Annotated in this window: 10 protein-coding genes and 1 tRNA gene; 7 read left to right on the top strand and 4 right to left on the bottom strand. The window is 29.0% G+C overall.

All coding sequences use genetic code 11. The features are described 5' to 3' along the window. Positions 1-307 precede the first annotated feature (307 nt). A complete protein-coding gene (locus AQ1685_RS04270; protein WP_157730089.1) occupies positions 308-3,040 on the bottom strand; it encodes a hybrid sensor histidine kinase/response regulator transcription factor in 2,733 nt (910 codons plus the stop codon). Positions 3,041-3,135: 95 nt separating this feature from the next. After that, positions 3,136-3,217, bottom strand: a tRNA-Leu gene (locus tag AQ1685_RS04265). A 171-nt stretch (positions 3,218-3,388) separates the two neighbouring features. On the opposite strand from AQ1685_RS04265, the gene AQ1685_RS04260 reads away from it, so the two are divergent. The 4 genes from AQ1685_RS04260 to AQ1685_RS04245 all read left to right on the top strand — a co-directional run bounded on the left by AQ1685_RS04260 (position 3,389) and on the right by AQ1685_RS04245 (position 10,725). Beyond that, on the top strand, positions 3,389-4,777 hold the full coding sequence (locus AQ1685_RS04260) for a dipeptidase (RefSeq protein ID WP_095069764.1): 1,389 nt from the start codon (positions 3,389-3,391) through the stop codon (positions 4,775-4,777). Between the two features lie 61 nt (positions 4,778-4,838). Then, a complete protein-coding gene (locus AQ1685_RS04255) occupies positions 4,839-6,740 on the top strand; it encodes a DUF3857 domain-containing protein (RefSeq protein ID WP_095069762.1) in 1,902 nt (633 codons plus the stop codon). Between the two features lie 13 nt (positions 6,741-6,753). Further along, the gene (locus AQ1685_RS04250; RefSeq protein ID WP_095074994.1) at positions 6,754-8,775 is read left to right on the top strand and encodes a transglutaminase domain-containing protein; all 2,022 of its coding nucleotides are present in this window, start codon (positions 6,754-6,756) and stop codon (positions 8,773-8,775) included. A 9-nt stretch (positions 8,776-8,784) separates the two neighbouring features. Beyond that, positions 8,785-10,725, top strand: coding sequence for a DUF3857 domain-containing protein (locus AQ1685_RS04245; protein WP_095069760.1), 1,941 nt, complete (start codon positions 8,785-8,787; stop codon positions 10,723-10,725). 25 nt (positions 10,726-10,750) lie between these two features. Here AQ1685_RS04245 and AQ1685_RS04240 read toward each other — a convergent pair whose 3' ends face one another. Both AQ1685_RS04240 and AQ1685_RS04235 read right to left on the bottom strand, forming a co-directional pair. After that, positions 10,751-11,398 carry a DUF2490 domain-containing protein gene (locus AQ1685_RS04240; RefSeq protein WP_095069758.1) on the bottom strand — a complete coding sequence of 216 codons (648 nt, stop codon included), beginning with the start codon at positions 11,396-11,398 and terminating at the stop codon, positions 10,751-10,753. Beyond that, complete coding sequence (locus tag AQ1685_RS04235; protein ID WP_157730088.1) at positions 11,398-11,919, bottom strand: hypothetical protein; 522 nt, start codon at positions 11,917-11,919, stop codon at positions 11,398-11,400. The genes AQ1685_RS04240 and AQ1685_RS04235 overlap by 1 nt, the downstream gene beginning before the upstream one ends. 140 nt (positions 11,920-12,059) lie before the next feature. On the opposite strand from AQ1685_RS04235, the gene AQ1685_RS04230 reads away from it, so the two are divergent. The 3 genes from AQ1685_RS04230 to AQ1685_RS04220 all read left to right on the top strand — a co-directional run bounded on the left by AQ1685_RS04230 (position 12,060) and on the right by AQ1685_RS04220 (position 15,937). Next, positions 12,060-12,434, top strand: coding sequence for a BlaI/MecI/CopY family transcriptional regulator (locus AQ1685_RS04230; protein WP_095069754.1), 375 nt, complete (start codon positions 12,060-12,062; stop codon positions 12,432-12,434). Positions 12,435-12,507: 73 nt separating this feature from the next. Beyond that, positions 12,508-14,772 (top strand): M56 family metallopeptidase, encoded by a 2,265-nt coding sequence (locus AQ1685_RS04225; protein ID WP_157730087.1) that lies wholly within the window; start codon positions 12,508-12,510, stop codon positions 14,770-14,772. A 67-nt stretch (positions 14,773-14,839) separates the two neighbouring features. Next, positions 14,840-15,937 (top strand): DUF4407 domain-containing protein, encoded by a 1,098-nt coding sequence (locus tag AQ1685_RS04220; RefSeq protein WP_095069750.1) that lies wholly within the window; start codon positions 14,840-14,842, stop codon positions 15,935-15,937. The last annotated feature ends 52 nt before the right edge of the window (positions 15,938-15,989 follow it).

Raw genomic sequence — 15,989 nt, 5'->3', positions numbered from 1 at the left:
TCCTAAAAATAGACTTTTTCTGTTAAAACAAAAAATCTTGAAAGAATTTTAAATAAAAAAAGCGCGATAAAAATCGCGCTAATATTATAATCTTTATTTGGATGAAGTGTAAAATAATCCCCCAATTCTTTTACTAGTTCTTTCCAGTTGGAAATCACAAATATCAGATTACATTACAAATTTAAGTTGCTTTATGTTGTTTTATCTTCAAAATTGTTACAATTTAAAAAACAAAACACAAACACATAATAACCAGCAACTTAAAATCGAAATATTTAAAATTGTTACCATTGATATACACTCAACACTAACTCTCTTTACTTTTTTTATACTTTTTCGGAGTTTCTCCGTATTTAGCCTTAAAAGCTGTAGAAAAATAATTAGGTGAAGAAAACCCTACAGAATAAGCAATATCTGCAATACTTAAATCTTGTCCGGAAAGTAGCATTTCCTTTCCTTTTTCTAATCGAATATTCTGAATGTAATCACTTATAGTAATTCCAAGTAAAGCTTTAATCTTTCTATACAATTGTACTCTAGATATATTCAACTCTTCTGCTAAAAGCTCTACAGTAAAGGATGAATCATCCATTTTTTCATCTATAAGACTATCAATCTTATTTAAAAAGTCAGACTCTTTATCTTTTATTTTCTTTTTATTCTCTTTCTCTTTTTCTTTTTTAAGATTTATTGATGTCTCTTTAAAATATTTTTGAAGCTTTTTCCTATTGTACAATAAGGTTTCTAATGACTGAAATAAAACAGACAGATTAAATGGTTTTGTTAAAAACATATCTACTCCAGATTTCAATCCTTTTAAGTGTGCTTCATCTGTTTTTAGAGCAGTTAAAATTAAAACGGGAATATGTGATGTTCTTTCATCTGTTTTAACCATTTCACAAATTTCAAACCCACTAATTTCTGGTAAGTTTACATCACTAATAATAACATCTGGAATGGTTTCTAATATCTTTTCTTTAACTTTTATTCCGTCTGAGTCGTACACCTCATAAAAATCTGATAACTTTTCTTTTAAGAAAACTCTCAAATCATTGTTATCTTCTATAATTAATAATCTCTCCTTTTCTCCTTTAGTTCTCTTTAAAGCTATAGTATTATCAATTAGTTGTTGTTTTGAATGTTTAGATTCTTTTATATCTTCACTGATAATCTCTTCTGTTTTTAAATGCGACTTACCTTTTGGTATAGAAATTATAAATTCTGCTCCTTCGCCTTTTTCTGAAATTACTCGAATTTCTCCACTATGAAGTTTTATATATTCTTTAGTCAAGAAAAGTCCTATTCCTGAACTAGTTTTCTGATTATTTGTTCCTTGGTAAAATTGATTGAATATTTTTTCTTTTTCAGAACTTGGAACACCTATTCCTGTATCTTTTATTGCGATAAAGACTTTATTAGGACTTTCTTCAATAGCTACATTAATTTCCCCACCTATTGGTGTAAATTTAAATGCATTTGACAATAAGTTAAATAATATGTTATCAAACAAATCTCTATCGATGAAAACTTGTGGTTCTTTAATTTTTGACTTTAATGAGAACTGAATTTCTTTTTTTCTCGCTTCACTGTTAAAGTCTGAAAAAATCGCATTAACAAATGTTTCAATATTTGTTTTTGATGCTTTTAACTTAAAGCTTCTGCTTTCTACTCTTCTAAAATCTAACAGTTGATTTATCATTCTCAAAAGTCTTCGAGAATTATTATAAATCAAATTAAATTCTTGAGTTTTTTGATCTGTTTCAGAACCAATTAGCGATTCTGTTGAAGATAATATTAAGGAAATTGGAGTTTTAAAATCATGCGAAACTCCCATAAAAAAATTATTAGTTGTTTCATTAGTCACTCTCAAATCTTCAGCAATTTTTTCAATTTCTTTTTTCTGACTATCAATTTGATCTATGAGTTTTACTAATAACCTTTTCTGTTGAATTAATTTTCTCTTGGCTCTTAATGTAATAATTAACAGCGTTATTATAATTCCTAAAAAAACTAATGTTGCAACTAAAAAATCACGTTGCGAATTATATAATTGAACCTGATTATCAATTCGTTCTTGCTGTTTTTTAATATCTGACTCATGATCATTAATTAGAGCTAATTGTCTACTTAACAAGTCAACGTTAGTTTTATCAACAATTACAGAAGGTAACAATATTTCAGAGTTCACCTCTTCTCCATTAATGAGACTGATTGCAGTTTGAATGGCTTCTTTACCTCCAGTTGGACAAAGTACAGTAGCCTCAAATATTTCTCGTTTTACCAGATCTAGTCCTTCATTTTTTGAGTTTAAACCTCCAACTCCAACAAACTTTATTCCTTTGTGTTTTTTGGTAGACTGAAATACTTGATAAGCTTGTAATGCTAAATCATCAGAATGTGCGAAAACATAATCTATTTCTTTAGTTCTGGTTATTAAGTCTTTTAATTTCTCAGCAATTCCAGACCCGTCATAACTATCTTGAACAGAACCTACTAAATCTAAACTATCATTAATTTGAATATTTTTTCGAAATCCTAAGCTTATATGTTTTGTAGGGGTAGTACCAGCCCAACCTTTTATTTCTACAACTTTTAAACTTCTTTTTAATGATTTTAAATATTTAGCTGCATTTACACCAACTTCATAATTATTAACACCTATAAAAGAATCGTAAACACTAATTTCTCTGTCTAAGACAATAACAGGTATTTTATTCTTTATGGCTTTTTTTATGATTGATTTTAAAGGCTTTGGTGCAATAGGGGAAACTATAATTACATCGACCTTTTGATCTATGAAGTTCTCTATATCTGAGATTTGACGATCTACATCAGATTTTGAATCTACTACATTCAAACTGATATTCTTATGAAAACCAGCTTCTATGTACATTGACTGTATTACGGCTTCTTTCCAATTTTCACTAGAAGAAAACTGAGAAAAACCAATGATATACTTTTCCTGATCTTTTGATTTGTTACAACAACAAAAGACCGACACTAATAATAAAAAAAATAGTAAATTTCTTACTCTCCCCAACGACTACTATTTTGATTTTAAATGTACTAAACTAAAAATAAATAAAAAAACGCAGAATAAGCTTACTTATTGTAGTCTTACTTGCGTTTTCTTTGTACGGGTGAAGGGAGTCGAACCCCCACGCCTTGCGGCACTAGATCCTAAGTCTAGCGTGTCTACCAATTCCACCACACCCGCTAATACTAAAATTTGGTTCGCAAATATACACAAACTATTCAAAACTCAAACTTAAAAACAAATTTTTATGAAATTTTCTAATTCTACCGTTATAAATTACTCCTTTACAATTTGATTCTTAATTCTTTTTTCTAGAAAAAAAGTAACTTAGCATAAATAATTAAAGATATAATGGACACCATTAAACAATATATTGAAAAAAATAAAAACCGTTTTATAACGGAACTTATTGACCTTTTAAAAATTCCATCTATAAGTGCTGACCCAGCTTTTTCTCAAGATGTATTAAATACAGCTGATTCAATTATGAAAGCTCTCAAAGAAGCTGGATGTGATAAAGTTGAACTCTGTGAAACTCCAGGTTATCCTATCATTTATGGTGAAAAAATAATCGATCCAAACCTTCCTACAGTATTAGTTTATGGTCATTACGATGTACAACCCGCTGATCCACTAGACTTATGGGATGCTCCTCCTTTCGAACCAGTTATTAAAAAAACAGAACTTCATCCTGATGGAGCTATTTTTGCAAGAGGAGCTTGTGATGATAAAGGACAAATGTATATGCATGTGAAAGCTTTAGAATATATGACTTCTGAAGGCAATTTACCATGTAATGTTAAATTCATGATTGAGGGTGAAGAAGAAGTAGGCTCTGAAAGCTTAGCTTGGTTTGTACCTAAAAATGTAGAAAAATTAGCCAATGATGTTATCTTAATTTCAGATACTGGAATGATCGCTAATGATATTCCTTCTATTACAACAGGCTTGAGAGGACTAAGTTATGTTGAAGTTGAGGTAACTGGACCAAATCGAGATTTACACTCTGGTCTGTATGGAGGAGCAGTTGCTAATCCTATCAATATTTTATCGAAAATGATAGCGTCTTTACACGATGAAAATAACCACATTACTATACCTGGATTTTACGATAAGGTAGAAAACCTATCTCAGGAAGAAAGAAATGAAATGGCTAAAGCTCCTTTTTCTTTAGAATCTTATAAAAATGCCTTAGATATCGATGATGTTTATGGTGAAGAAGGATATACCACCAATGAAAGGAACTCTATAAGACCAACTTTAGACGTTAATGGAATTTGGGGTGGTTACACCGGTGAGGGAGCGAAAACTGTTATCGCCTCTAAAGCTTACGCGAAAATATCAATGCGCTTAGTTCCAAATCAAGATTGGGAAGAAATAACTACTTTGTTCAAATCCCATTTTGAAAGTATAGCCCCAGATAGCGTAAAAGTAAAAGTAACTCCACATCACGGAGGACAAGGTTATGTTACTCCTATAGACAGTATTGGTTATCAAGCGGCTAGTAAAGCTTATCAAGAAACATTCGGAGTAACTCCAATACCACAACGAAGTGGAGGAAGCATTCCTATCGTAGCTTTATTTGAAAAAGAATTAAAAAGTAAAACAATTTTAATGGGATTTGGTTTGAATTCTGATGCAATTCACTCTCCTAATGAACACTTTGGAATATGGAATTATCTAAAAGGTATAGAAACCATACCTTATTTTTACAAATATTTCAGCGAATTACATAAATAGCATTTAAAACCCCTTTTTGGGGTTTTATTTTTTTATTAAATTCGCAACCTAAAAAAACACTATGAAAAAACTTACCTTACTTATAATCTGCTTTTTGCAGCTAGAGTTTTTTGCTCAAGACATTAGTTTATCAATCCTAACAGTACCTCCTGAATTGACAAAAAATGCTAATGCTGTTATTAGAGAAAGCTACACAGAAATCAACTTAGAAGATTCTGATAAAATGACTGTGTATAAAAAAAGAGTTGTTACTGTTTTTAATAAAGAAGGTAATAAAGCTATAAACACAAGTGTTCAATATGATAATGACACAAAAATAACTGAACTTTCTGCCAGAATATATAATCAATTAGGAGAAGAAATTAAAAAATATAGTAAAGGAAAATTCATAGATGTAAGTGCTGTTAGTGGTTCTACTTTATATTCAGATGATAGGGCTAAATATATAGACTACACTCCAACAAATTATCCTTACACAATAGAGTTTATATCTAAAAAAACAACCTCTTCTACTGCATTTATACCTGTATGGTATCCAGTGAATAATTTTTATGTTTCCACTCAAAAATCAGAATACAAAATCATAAACCCAAAAAATCTAATCATCAGAAAAAAAGAAAAAAACTTTTCAAATTACCCAATAGAAAAGGTTTCTGAAGATCAAATTCACTATAAAATCACAAATCAAGCAGCAGTTAATTATGAAAGAAATTCAGTAGGGTTTTCAGAATTATTCCCTTCTTTGAAAGTCACACTAAATAATTTTTCATTAAATAAAGTCACAGGGAATTACAGCAATTGGGAAGAATTTGGAAAATGGATGTATAATAAACTTCTGTTAAATAGAAACAAATTAAACCAAGCTACTATTTCAAAAATTAAAGATTTAGTGAAAAATGCTAGTAGTGATCTGGAAAAAGCTAAAATTGTTTATCAATTTGTTCAAAATAAAACAAGATATATTAATGTTAGCATTGGTATTGGCGGATGGCAACCGATTCCAGCTGATCAAGTTGATGAATTAGGTTATGGAGATTGTAAAGGATTAACAAACTATACAAAAGCTTTGCTTGACGCTGTTGGTATTAAATCATTTCACACCATAGTTTATGGAAATTATAAGCGAGATATAGACAAGAATTTTTCTTCTCTCCAAGGAAACCATATGATTTTGAATATACCAAGTGAAAACGGCGAAGACACTTGGTTAGAATGTACTAGCCAAACCATGCCTTTCGGTTTTTTAGGAGACTTCACTGATGACCGTAATGTTTTGGTTATTACTCCAGAAGGAGGAATCATTAAGAGAACTCCTGCTTATAAAAATGACTTTAATTTACAACATATTTCTGCCAATGTAACTTTAAATTCTAATGGTAGCTTAGCTGCTAAAATTGATATCACTTCTAAAGGAATTCAATACGACACGAAACAAGTACTAGATAATAAATCAGAAAGTGATTTAGAAAAATATTATTTATCAAACCTTTGGGACTATAATAATAACATGGTCATCAATAAAATAGATATTAACAACAATAAGGACGAAATAATTTTTAAAGAAAAATTAGATGTATCTATAAACGATTATGCAACCGTTAATGAAAATGAACTTTTATTTAGAGTTAATATTTTTAATAAAAACTCCTATATCCCAAAACGATACAGAAAAAGAAAACTTCCACTAAAAGTAGATAGAGGTTTTAAAGATACAGATACTTACACAATTACAATTCCTGAAGGTTATATTATACACCAACTTCCAGAAACTAAAACAATAAATAACAAATTCGGAGAATATAAAGTTTCTATTACCAAAATAGATGACAACACTTTAAAATACAATAAATCTATTTTAATAAAAGAAGGCACATATCCTAAAGAAGACTACAAATTATACAGAAAATTTAGAAAAAGTATAGCGAAATTAGAAAATGCTAGAATTGCTATCTATAAAAATTAAACCCCAATCACACATGAAAAACTATATTTTATCTATGCTATTTTTAATAGCATTTACAAGCACTAGCTTTGCTCAAGAATTTAAATTTGGTAAAGTATCCAAAGAAGCTATTTTACAAAAGAAACACCAAAAAGACTCTACAGCTTCAGCAGCATATCTATATAATAAAAGAAGAACATATTATTTGTACGATGAAAATAATGGATTTATGCTGACCACAGAAATTCATAAACGAATAAAAGTCTACACAAAAGACGCTTTAGACAAAGGAACATTTTTAGTAAGACTATATAACGATGGGAGCACTAAAGAAAAAATTATAAAAGTAAAAGGTTATGCATTTAATGAAGATAATGGTAATATAACAAAAACTAAACTCAAGAGCTCACATATTTTCAAAGAAAAAATTAATGATAGAATTACAACTGTAAAAATAGCTTTCCCAGATGTAAAAGAGGGAACAGTTATTGATTTAACTTACAAACTTACCTCTCCATTTACTCATAACATTGATCCTTTAAATTTTCAATATGATATTCCTGTAGATGTTTTAGATATGACTGTAGAAACTCCTGAGTATTTTAACTTCAGAAAAGCCTCCAAGGGATACTACAGTGTGCCTATTAAATCTTCAAGCAAAAGAAGTAAAATAAATTTATCTCAAAGAGTTAGAGAAACTACAAATACTGGGCTTGTATTAAAAAGTGGTGTTAATTATTCTTCCGTTGACTATACTAAAAATATCGATCATTTCAACGCTAAAGACATCCCTGCTTTAAATGAATCAGAACCCTTTGTTTATACTCCTAAAAATTACAGAGGCGGAGTTAAATACGAATTATCTTTTATAAAAATGCCTGGAGCATCTCCTAAATACTACACAACTACATGGGAAGATGTCAGCAAGAAAATCTACTCATACAAAAACTTTGGAAATGAATTAGATAAATCAAAATACTACAAAGAAGACTTAACAAAAATTCTTAATACTGCTAAAAGTGAATATGAAAAATTGGGAGCAATATTTCAATTTGTAAAATCAAAAACAAAATGGAATGGTAACTACAGTAAATACGCAGAATTTGGTGTTAAAAAAGCCTACAAAGAAGGTGTTGGAAATGTAGCAGATATCAACTTAATGTTAACTTCTATGTTAAGAAGTGCAGGCTTAAATGCAAATCCTGTTTTAGTAAGTTCTAGATCAAATGGTATTCCTCTTTTTCCAACGTTAGATGGATTTAATTACGTGATAAGTCTGGTTGAATTTGCAAATGGTAAATATGCCCTTTTAGACGCGACCGAACCATATTCTATTCCAAATACTCTTCCTGTTAGAGCTTTAAATTGGAATGGAAGAAAAGTATTGAAAAACGGAAATTCTTCTTGGATTAAACTAAGTTCTTCCTCTTATGCTACAGAAAATAATAAAGTAAAAATAAGTATCGATGATGAGGGAACTGGTTCAGGATTTATTATTCAAAACGAAACTAATCTTAAAGCATTATCGAGTCGAAAAACTTACAATCATTTAAATGAAGAAGAATTGATTTCTAAATTTGAAGAAAATTATAATTTAGAAATTGAAGATTTTAAAAGTAGAAACAACAAAAACATTAGCAAACCATTGAGCAGAATGTTTAAGTTTACTTCAGACGATTTAGTAGAAGAAATTAATGGTAAGTTATACATTAATCCTCTTTTGTTTTTAACTATGAAGCAAAACCCTTTTAAGAGTGAGGAACGAAAATTTCCTATAGATTTCGCTACTCCTTGGAACGAAACAAATAATGTTTCTATTAAAATACCTGAAGGATATAAAGTAGAATTTATACCAGAACAATTGGCTATTGGAATACCAGACGAGTTAGGTTTCTTTAAATTTGTAGTAACAGCAAACGGACAAACTATACAAGTAAACTCTAAATTACAATTCAATTCTGCTGTAATTTCTCCTACATACTATCAAACTGTGAAAGACTTTTTTAAACAATTAGTTGCTAAACAGAATGAAAAAATTATTATTTCTAAAACATAAGATCAATCAATGAAATATATTTACACATTAGCCTTATTCCTTTTTAGCGTAATTATTCATGCGCAAATGGGTACAATTCAAGAATTGGGTTTAGCTAGCTTAAAAGAATTAGAAATGACCTTTTATGAAAAAGATTCTAGTGCTAAAGCTCTTGTTCTTGAAGAAAAAGGCCATGTGTATATCGATCAAAAAAATGATTACAATTTTAGAAGAGATGTTTACAGAAGGGTAAAAATTTTTGATACGTCTGAAGTGGAAAGAGCTAATATTTCTATAAACACTTACAAAAAAGAAAAAGTGATTAATATTAAAGCAATTTCTTATACATCAACAGACGGATTGATTAAAAAAATATTTCTTTCAGATCAACGTATTTATAAGAAACAACTATCTGAAAACTGGAATCAAACAAGTTTCACTTTACCAAATGTTAAAGCTGGATCAATCATTGAATACACGTACAGTGTTATTTCACCATATAATAAATTAGATGATTGGGTTTTTCAATCTGATATCCCTAAAATAAAAAGTGACTTTAAAGCAACTATATTAGGTAATTGGAACTATAACATTCGATTAAGATTATATAAACCTTTAGATAGAAAAAACAATCATATAGAAAAAGAATGTGTTGTATTGTCTAATGGAATTACTGGCGATTGTAACGTTACAGAATTTGGCTTAGATCATATTCCTGCTTTCAAAGGTGAAGATTATATGCTTTCTGAAGAGAATTTTAAGTCTAAAGTTATTTTTGAACCTGTTTCTTATACTAATGTCCATGGAAGAGTTACAAAATTTACGAAGACTTGGAAAGATGCTGATAAAACTTTAAAAAACAATCTTTTCGACGGACAAACTTCTAAGAAAAATTATTTTAAGCGAAATCTTCCTGAAGAAGTTTTAGCTAACAAAGATAATCTTGGCAGAGCCAAAGCTGTTTATCAACATATCCAAAAAGAGTTAAACTGGAATGGCAAACTTTGGTCTAGTGACAAAATTAAAGTAAAAGATATTTATCAAGATAAAATAGGTAGTGTAGATGCAATTAACCTTTCTTTATACAACGCGCTTCAAGCAGCAAAAATAGAAAGTTATTTAGTTGTTCTTTCCACTAGAGAAAACGGTAAAGTAACCAAACTTTTCCCTTCTGTTACCGAGTTCAATTATGTTTTGGTTAAAGTTATAATTAACGATGAAAGCTATTTTTTAGACGCAACAGATAAGAATTTATTATTTGGAGAAATTCCTTTTAGATGCTTAAATGGAGACGGAAGAGTTTTAGATTTTAGCAAAGGAAGTTATTGGGAACTTATAAAACCTAAGTTTAATTCTTACATTTCTCATAGTATTTCATTAAATTTTGAAGAAGACGAACTTAAAGGTGAAATAAAAACTTCAAGAAAAGGTTACTATGCGCAAAGAGAACGAAAAAGAGTAAATTCTAAATCTGAAGATGAATATTTAGATGAGTTTGAAAGTAAAAACCCATTTATAGAAGTCGATTCTTTGAATAATATAGCTGCTAAAGACGGTGAGGGAACTTTTAAAACAGTTCTTAAAATTAATATTCCAGAGATAGCACAAGAAAATACGATTCGTTTAAACCCTTTTTTCACAGACCGCACTAAGGAAAATCCTTTTAAACTAAATGAAAGAAACTATCCTGTAAATTTTGGCTTTACTTTTTCTAAATCTCATCAAGTAAACATTAAAATACCTGATGGATATAGTATTAATAAATTACCTGAAAATAAAATTATAAGTCTACCCAACAATGGTGGAAGATTTATTTTCAACGCTAAAAAAACAGAGAACTCTGTAAAAATATTTTCTAAATTCTTTCTTCGTAGAGCTGTATTTAATCAACAAGAATATCATTATTTAAAAGAATTTTACAATCAAATTATTAATGCTCAGAACCAAGAAATTGTATTGATAAAAAATTAAAAATCCGCTTTTTAGCGGATTTTTTTTATAATGATATATACATTGTACATCGCATCCATAATTCATTTTTGTTTAACTCTCTGATAAAATTCGCCGCTCTATATTCTACACCAAACTCTATTTTATTTCTTTTACTTAATCGATATCCTAAATTTGGCGCTAATCTTATTTCTAAATTCTCATCATTAAATTGCCACAAATATTCATTAGACAGTTTTAAATACCATTCGAAAACATCAATCTTATCTCCATTCAAAGCGCGTTGGATTGTAAATCGATATCGTCCTCTTAAATTAATCACATCATCGTAAAACTGCTCAAAAGCAAATCGATGGCCCATTTGAAATTGCTCAAGACTATGAATAATATTATAATGTTGTAACGATCTGTACTCAACTTCACCATCTTTGAATCGAAAAATGAATCCAAAATTTAATTTATTATTCATTTCTGTTTTTAGTGAAAAAATAGTTGAGACATCGACTAAACTATGCGTCAGTTCAAACTTTTCATCATAAAAAAACTCTCTAGATTCTATACTATTCACCCATTTCATTTTAGGTGATATTTTAAATGAAGTAACAACTTTAGGTAAAACTCCCGCAGAAAAATTAGTTTGACTCGTAATCTTCCCTACAAACAAGACAAAAACGAAAATAAAAATACTACGCATTAAAATTCTAAATTATCTGAATTCAAAACTTTAAATTCAAGCTTTTTAACAATCTCTCCTTTCCTATTCATTAAGATTTCGAATAGTTTTCGCTCCTTCCCTGTTTTACCAGAAACCACAAGTTCAAAAAAACTAGTACTGTAATCTCCTGTTTTTTCAAACACTTTGATTCTTGATAATAATTCTTTTCCTGAAAACTGAAGTTGTAATTTCTTAATCTTATATTTTGAAAAAACCTTTTGTAATCGCTTTTTAATCATCTCTTGGTCAGATTTATTCAAACTATGTAACCTTACTTTGATTTCAACATCTAATATTTCTCCTTTAGCATCAAACTCTAAACTATATTTTTTAGCGTTGTAATACGTTTTTGCCTCAAAAGTTTTTCCATCTTGACTTTCTTCTCCATACCATTTTACTTTCTTTTTAAACTGAAACTGCTTAATAAATTGAACAGCAGATATTGGAACTTCTTCTACATTTAACCTAAATTCTCGTTCATATTTATACTGAGAACTCATTGTAAAACAAATAAACAAGCTTATTAAAACAACTAATTTCATATTGCAAAAATAGAAAGTTGTTACAAAAAAACATATTCTACACTTGTAGAATAAAATTTATTTTCTACATTTGTAGAACAAGTTCTAATTCTGTAGAAATGAAATTATCAAAATCTGAAGAGCAAGTAATGCAATATTTATGGAAACTAAACAAAGCTTTTATGAAAGATTTGTTATTAGAATTTCCTGATCCAAAACCTGCGAACACAACTTTAGCTACGCTTTTAAAGCGTATGAAAGACAAAGGTTTTATTGATTATAAGCTTTATGGAAAATCTAGAGAATATTTTCCTTTAGTAAAGAAAACAGACTATTTCTCTAAACATGTTAATGGTTTGATTAAAAACTTTTTTAATGATTCTGCCAGTCAGTTTGCTTCATTTTTCACTAAAGAAACCGATTTGTCTGTTGATGAATTAAAAGAATTGAGAAAGATTATAGATCATCAAATTAAAGAACAAAACAATGATTAATTACCTTCTAAAGTTTACGATTTGTCTTGGAATACTTTTGATCTTTTATCATTTTGTATTGCAAAAAGAAAAGATGCACAACTTCAATCGTTTCTTTTTAATTGGAGGTTTATTGTTTTCTTTTCTGGTTCCTGAGTATACAATTTATATAGAACCTACATTAACTGCTGAACTTCTAATTCCTCAAACATTCGAAGAATCAGTTAGTGCTACCACAAGTAAAATTGATACAGAAACTAATTACTTTGATTTCACTTTACTTTTTCAAACAATATATATTATTATAGTTGGTGTTTTGCTATTTCGATTCTCAAAGAATCTTTATAATATTTTTAGCCGAATTAAAAACAACGAAATTATTAGCTTTTATAATGCTAAACTTGTTTTGGTTGAAGATGAAATAGCTCCGCATACTTTTTGGAATTACATTTTCATTAATAAAAACGAATACCATAATAAAACTATAGAAAAAGAACTTTTTACGCATGAGCTTACTCATGTTACACAACATCATACTTTCGATATTATTCTCATAGAACTTTTGCATGCTATTTTTTGGTTTAATCCGCTTTTTATTTACCTAAAAAAAGCCATAAGATTAAATCATGAGTTTTTAGCAGACGCATCTGTTATCGATACTTACAACAATACTATTACATATCAAGAGCTTTTATTAAAGAGAAGTTCTGATTCAAAAAAATATTACTTGGCCAGTAATTTGAATTTTATTTTAACTAAAAAAAGATTACTTATGATGACTAAACAAAAATCTGGCAAAGCAATTTTGCTAAAAAAGATGAGTGTTATTCCATTGCTATGCGGACTTTTATTTTCACTTGCTGAACGGGCTGAAGCTTATAACAATCCAGCTGAAATTGAGACTAAAGAAAAAGCAAACTCAGAACTTTTCCTTGCATCCGTTGAAAAAAATGGTAATGAAATTAAACTAAAATGTTATAACTGTGAAAGATGGGCTAAACTAGCTATACCTTTAAATGAAGAACATATTATTACCGATTTCGGTTTTACAAATAAAAACCGCGTATCCGGAAGTGAATATGCGTTTTCTATAAAAGCAACTGAGAATGATATTACATTTTCTGGATTGAAAAACACTGCTTGGATAAATCTTAAATTCCCACTGCTTAACGGTAAAAAACAATACCTAAATCAGAACGGAATTATTCCTTATGATGAAGCTTCAGTTCAAAAACATTTAGAAAAAGAATTAAAAAAAATTGATGATCTTAATCTTGAATTCCCAGTGCAAGAAAAAGATACATTATATCGTAAACTTCCTAATGGAGAAGCTATAAAAATCTGGAAAGACAAAGATTCTATTCCAAAAAAACGAATTGTAAATCAAAAAAAGAAGACACTTACCTACTCAACTAAAGAAGGAAAACGAATAACTAAAAAATTTTCAGAGTTAACACCAGAAGAGAGAAAAATGTTACCACCTCCTCCTCCACCGAGGAAAATTTCTAAAAAGAAAGTAAATGCTAAATTGCTAAAAGAATTACAAAACACTAAGAAATACGCTATTTGGATCGATGGGAAAGTTGCTAAAAACTCAGTATTAAAAAATTATAAACCTTCTGATTTTAAACATTATTCTAAAAGTTTCATTTATAAAAACGCTAGAAATAAAAGATTTCCTCAGCCGTATCAATTCTATTTAATTACTAAAAGAAATACAAAAAATTATCCAACTGTAAAAAAAGGAGGTCAAACAAATATTCCACCGCCACCAAAACCTAAGGCTGAAAAAGAAAAGGGATTCTATGATCAAAATGGAGAAACACTTTATTTTATAAAAAATGAAAATGGAACAACGTACTACAACCGCTTCGGACAAGAAGTAACTGAATCTGGAGAATTAATTACACCAGAAAACAGTTTATCACCTCACGGCGCAGTAGTTAGAAAAGGTGATTCTACCAATATTCCTCCTCCTCCAAAAAGAACATATCCTAAAGTTAAAAAAGGAGAAAAAAATGATATTCCTACACCACCAAAACATAAAACGAGTAACAAGACTTGGCAAGTTTCTAAAGAAGTAGTTTATCCGACTATATACAAAAATGAAAAAAAAGAAACGAAAAAAGTTATTCTAGAAAAAGAGACTCCAGAAAACATTAATAATAATGTTTTAACTAATTATTTCTTGGAAGAGAAAAAAATTTCAAAAAATAAGTACTATGATTTAGCAAAGAACAAAAAAGAGTACTTCATCGGAGGAGCTTATGCAAATAGAGAAAAAAGTGTATTAAACATGTATTTAACCAAAAGTGAAGACAAACTAACGAAATTACTAAATTCAGATAATATCAAATAATAGTTAAAAGCCTCTTAAAAGAGGCTTTTTTTTGTAACAAACACCAAGCTAGGTCGTTATTAATAGTATGAAACGTTTCTTTCTTTTATGTTCAGGTGTAGATCTCGATCTGATACAAAATTGCTCTAATGGTGAACAAAATAAATATGCTGGTATTGGAGCTACAGTTTTTTTCACTGCCTTAATGGCTACAATAGCTAGTAGTTATGCTTTATATACCGTATTTAACAATATGTATACTGCTGTATTCTTTGGTATTGTTTGGGGATTACTCATCTTTAATTTAGACAGATACATAGTTTCTACACTCAGAAAAAAAGATAGTTTTCTTAAAGAATTTGCACAAGCTTTCCCTAGACTTTTATTAGCTGTAATAATCGCAGTAGTGATTTCTAAACCTCTGGAATTAAAGATTTTTGAAAAAGAAATTAATCAGGTATTATTGACAGAAAAGAATCAAATGACCTTAGATAATAAAAATCAAATTGCGGCACAGTTTACTCCTGAAATAACAAAGCTTCAAACTGAAATTTCAGATTTAAAAGAAGAAATTAATTTAAAAGAACAAGAAACCAATCAACTTTACGAAACATATATAGCAGAAGCAGAAGGAAGAAAAGGAACCAAACTAAAAGGTAAAGGTCCTGTTTATAAAGAAAAAAGAGAAAAACATGATGCTTCATTGGCACAACTTTCTGAATTGAAAAAGAATAACCAAGAAAAAATCAACGCTAAAGAATCAGAAATCGCTTCTTTAATTCAACAACAAAAAGATTCGGAAACAAATTCTCAACCAATTATTGCTAATTATGACGGGTTAATGGCTCGAATAAATGCTTTAGATCAACTTCCATGGATGCCTTCTTTATTTATTTTCTTATTGTTTTTAGCTATAGAAACATCTCCAATTTTCACAAAACTTATCAGTAGTAAAAGTGAATATGATTATAAATTAGAAAATAGAACTTCTAAGATAAGAACTTGGATTCAACAACAGATAGATCAGAGAGAAAAAATAATGGATACTGATACACATATCAATACTGAAATTTATAACGATTTAAAATCGGAAGAAGAACTTTATAATTACAAGCAAAAAATGGCTCAAAACCTAATGAAATTACAAGCCGATTCCTTTTTTGAAAACCAAAAACGCTTATTGTAAGATAGTTAAAAAATAAAGTCAAAAAAAACTCTGATTTACTGAGAATTAAATC

This window comes from Tenacibaculum jejuense (genome assembly GCF_900198195.1).
In the GTDB taxonomy this organism is placed as follows: domain Bacteria; phylum Bacteroidota; class Bacteroidia; order Flavobacteriales; family Flavobacteriaceae; genus Polaribacter; species Polaribacter jejuensis.
This window is presented reverse-complemented; position numbering and strand designations above follow the sequence as displayed.

Coding starts and splice junctions, on each gene's coding strand:
- AQ1685_RS04245 (WP_095069760.1), top strand. CDS start 8,785: ATGAAATATATTTACACATTAGCCTTATTCCTTTTTAGCGTAATTATT.
- AQ1685_RS04250 (WP_095074994.1), top strand. CDS start 6,754: ATGAAAAACTATATTTTATCTATGCTATTTTTAATAGCATTTACAAGC.
- AQ1685_RS04220 (WP_095069750.1), top strand. CDS start 14,840: ATGAAACGTTTCTTTCTTTTATGTTCAGGTGTAGATCTCGATCTGATA.
- AQ1685_RS04255 (WP_095069762.1), top strand. CDS start 4,839: ATGAAAAAACTTACCTTACTTATAATCTGCTTTTTGCAGCTAGAGTTT.
- AQ1685_RS04225 (WP_157730087.1), top strand. CDS start 12,508: ATGCACAACTTCAATCGTTTCTTTTTAATTGGAGGTTTATTGTTTTCT.
- AQ1685_RS04230 (WP_095069754.1), top strand. CDS start 12,060: ATGAAATTATCAAAATCTGAAGAGCAAGTAATGCAATATTTATGGAAA.
- AQ1685_RS04240 (WP_095069758.1), bottom strand. CDS start 11,398: ATGCGTAGTATTTTTATTTTCGTTTTTGTCTTGTTTGTAGGGAAGATT.
- AQ1685_RS04260 (WP_095069764.1), top strand. CDS start 3,389: ATGGACACCATTAAACAATATATTGAAAAAAATAAAAACCGTTTTATA.
- AQ1685_RS04235 (WP_157730088.1), bottom strand. CDS start 11,919: ATGAGTTCTCAGTATAAATATGAACGAGAATTTAGGTTAAATGTAGAA.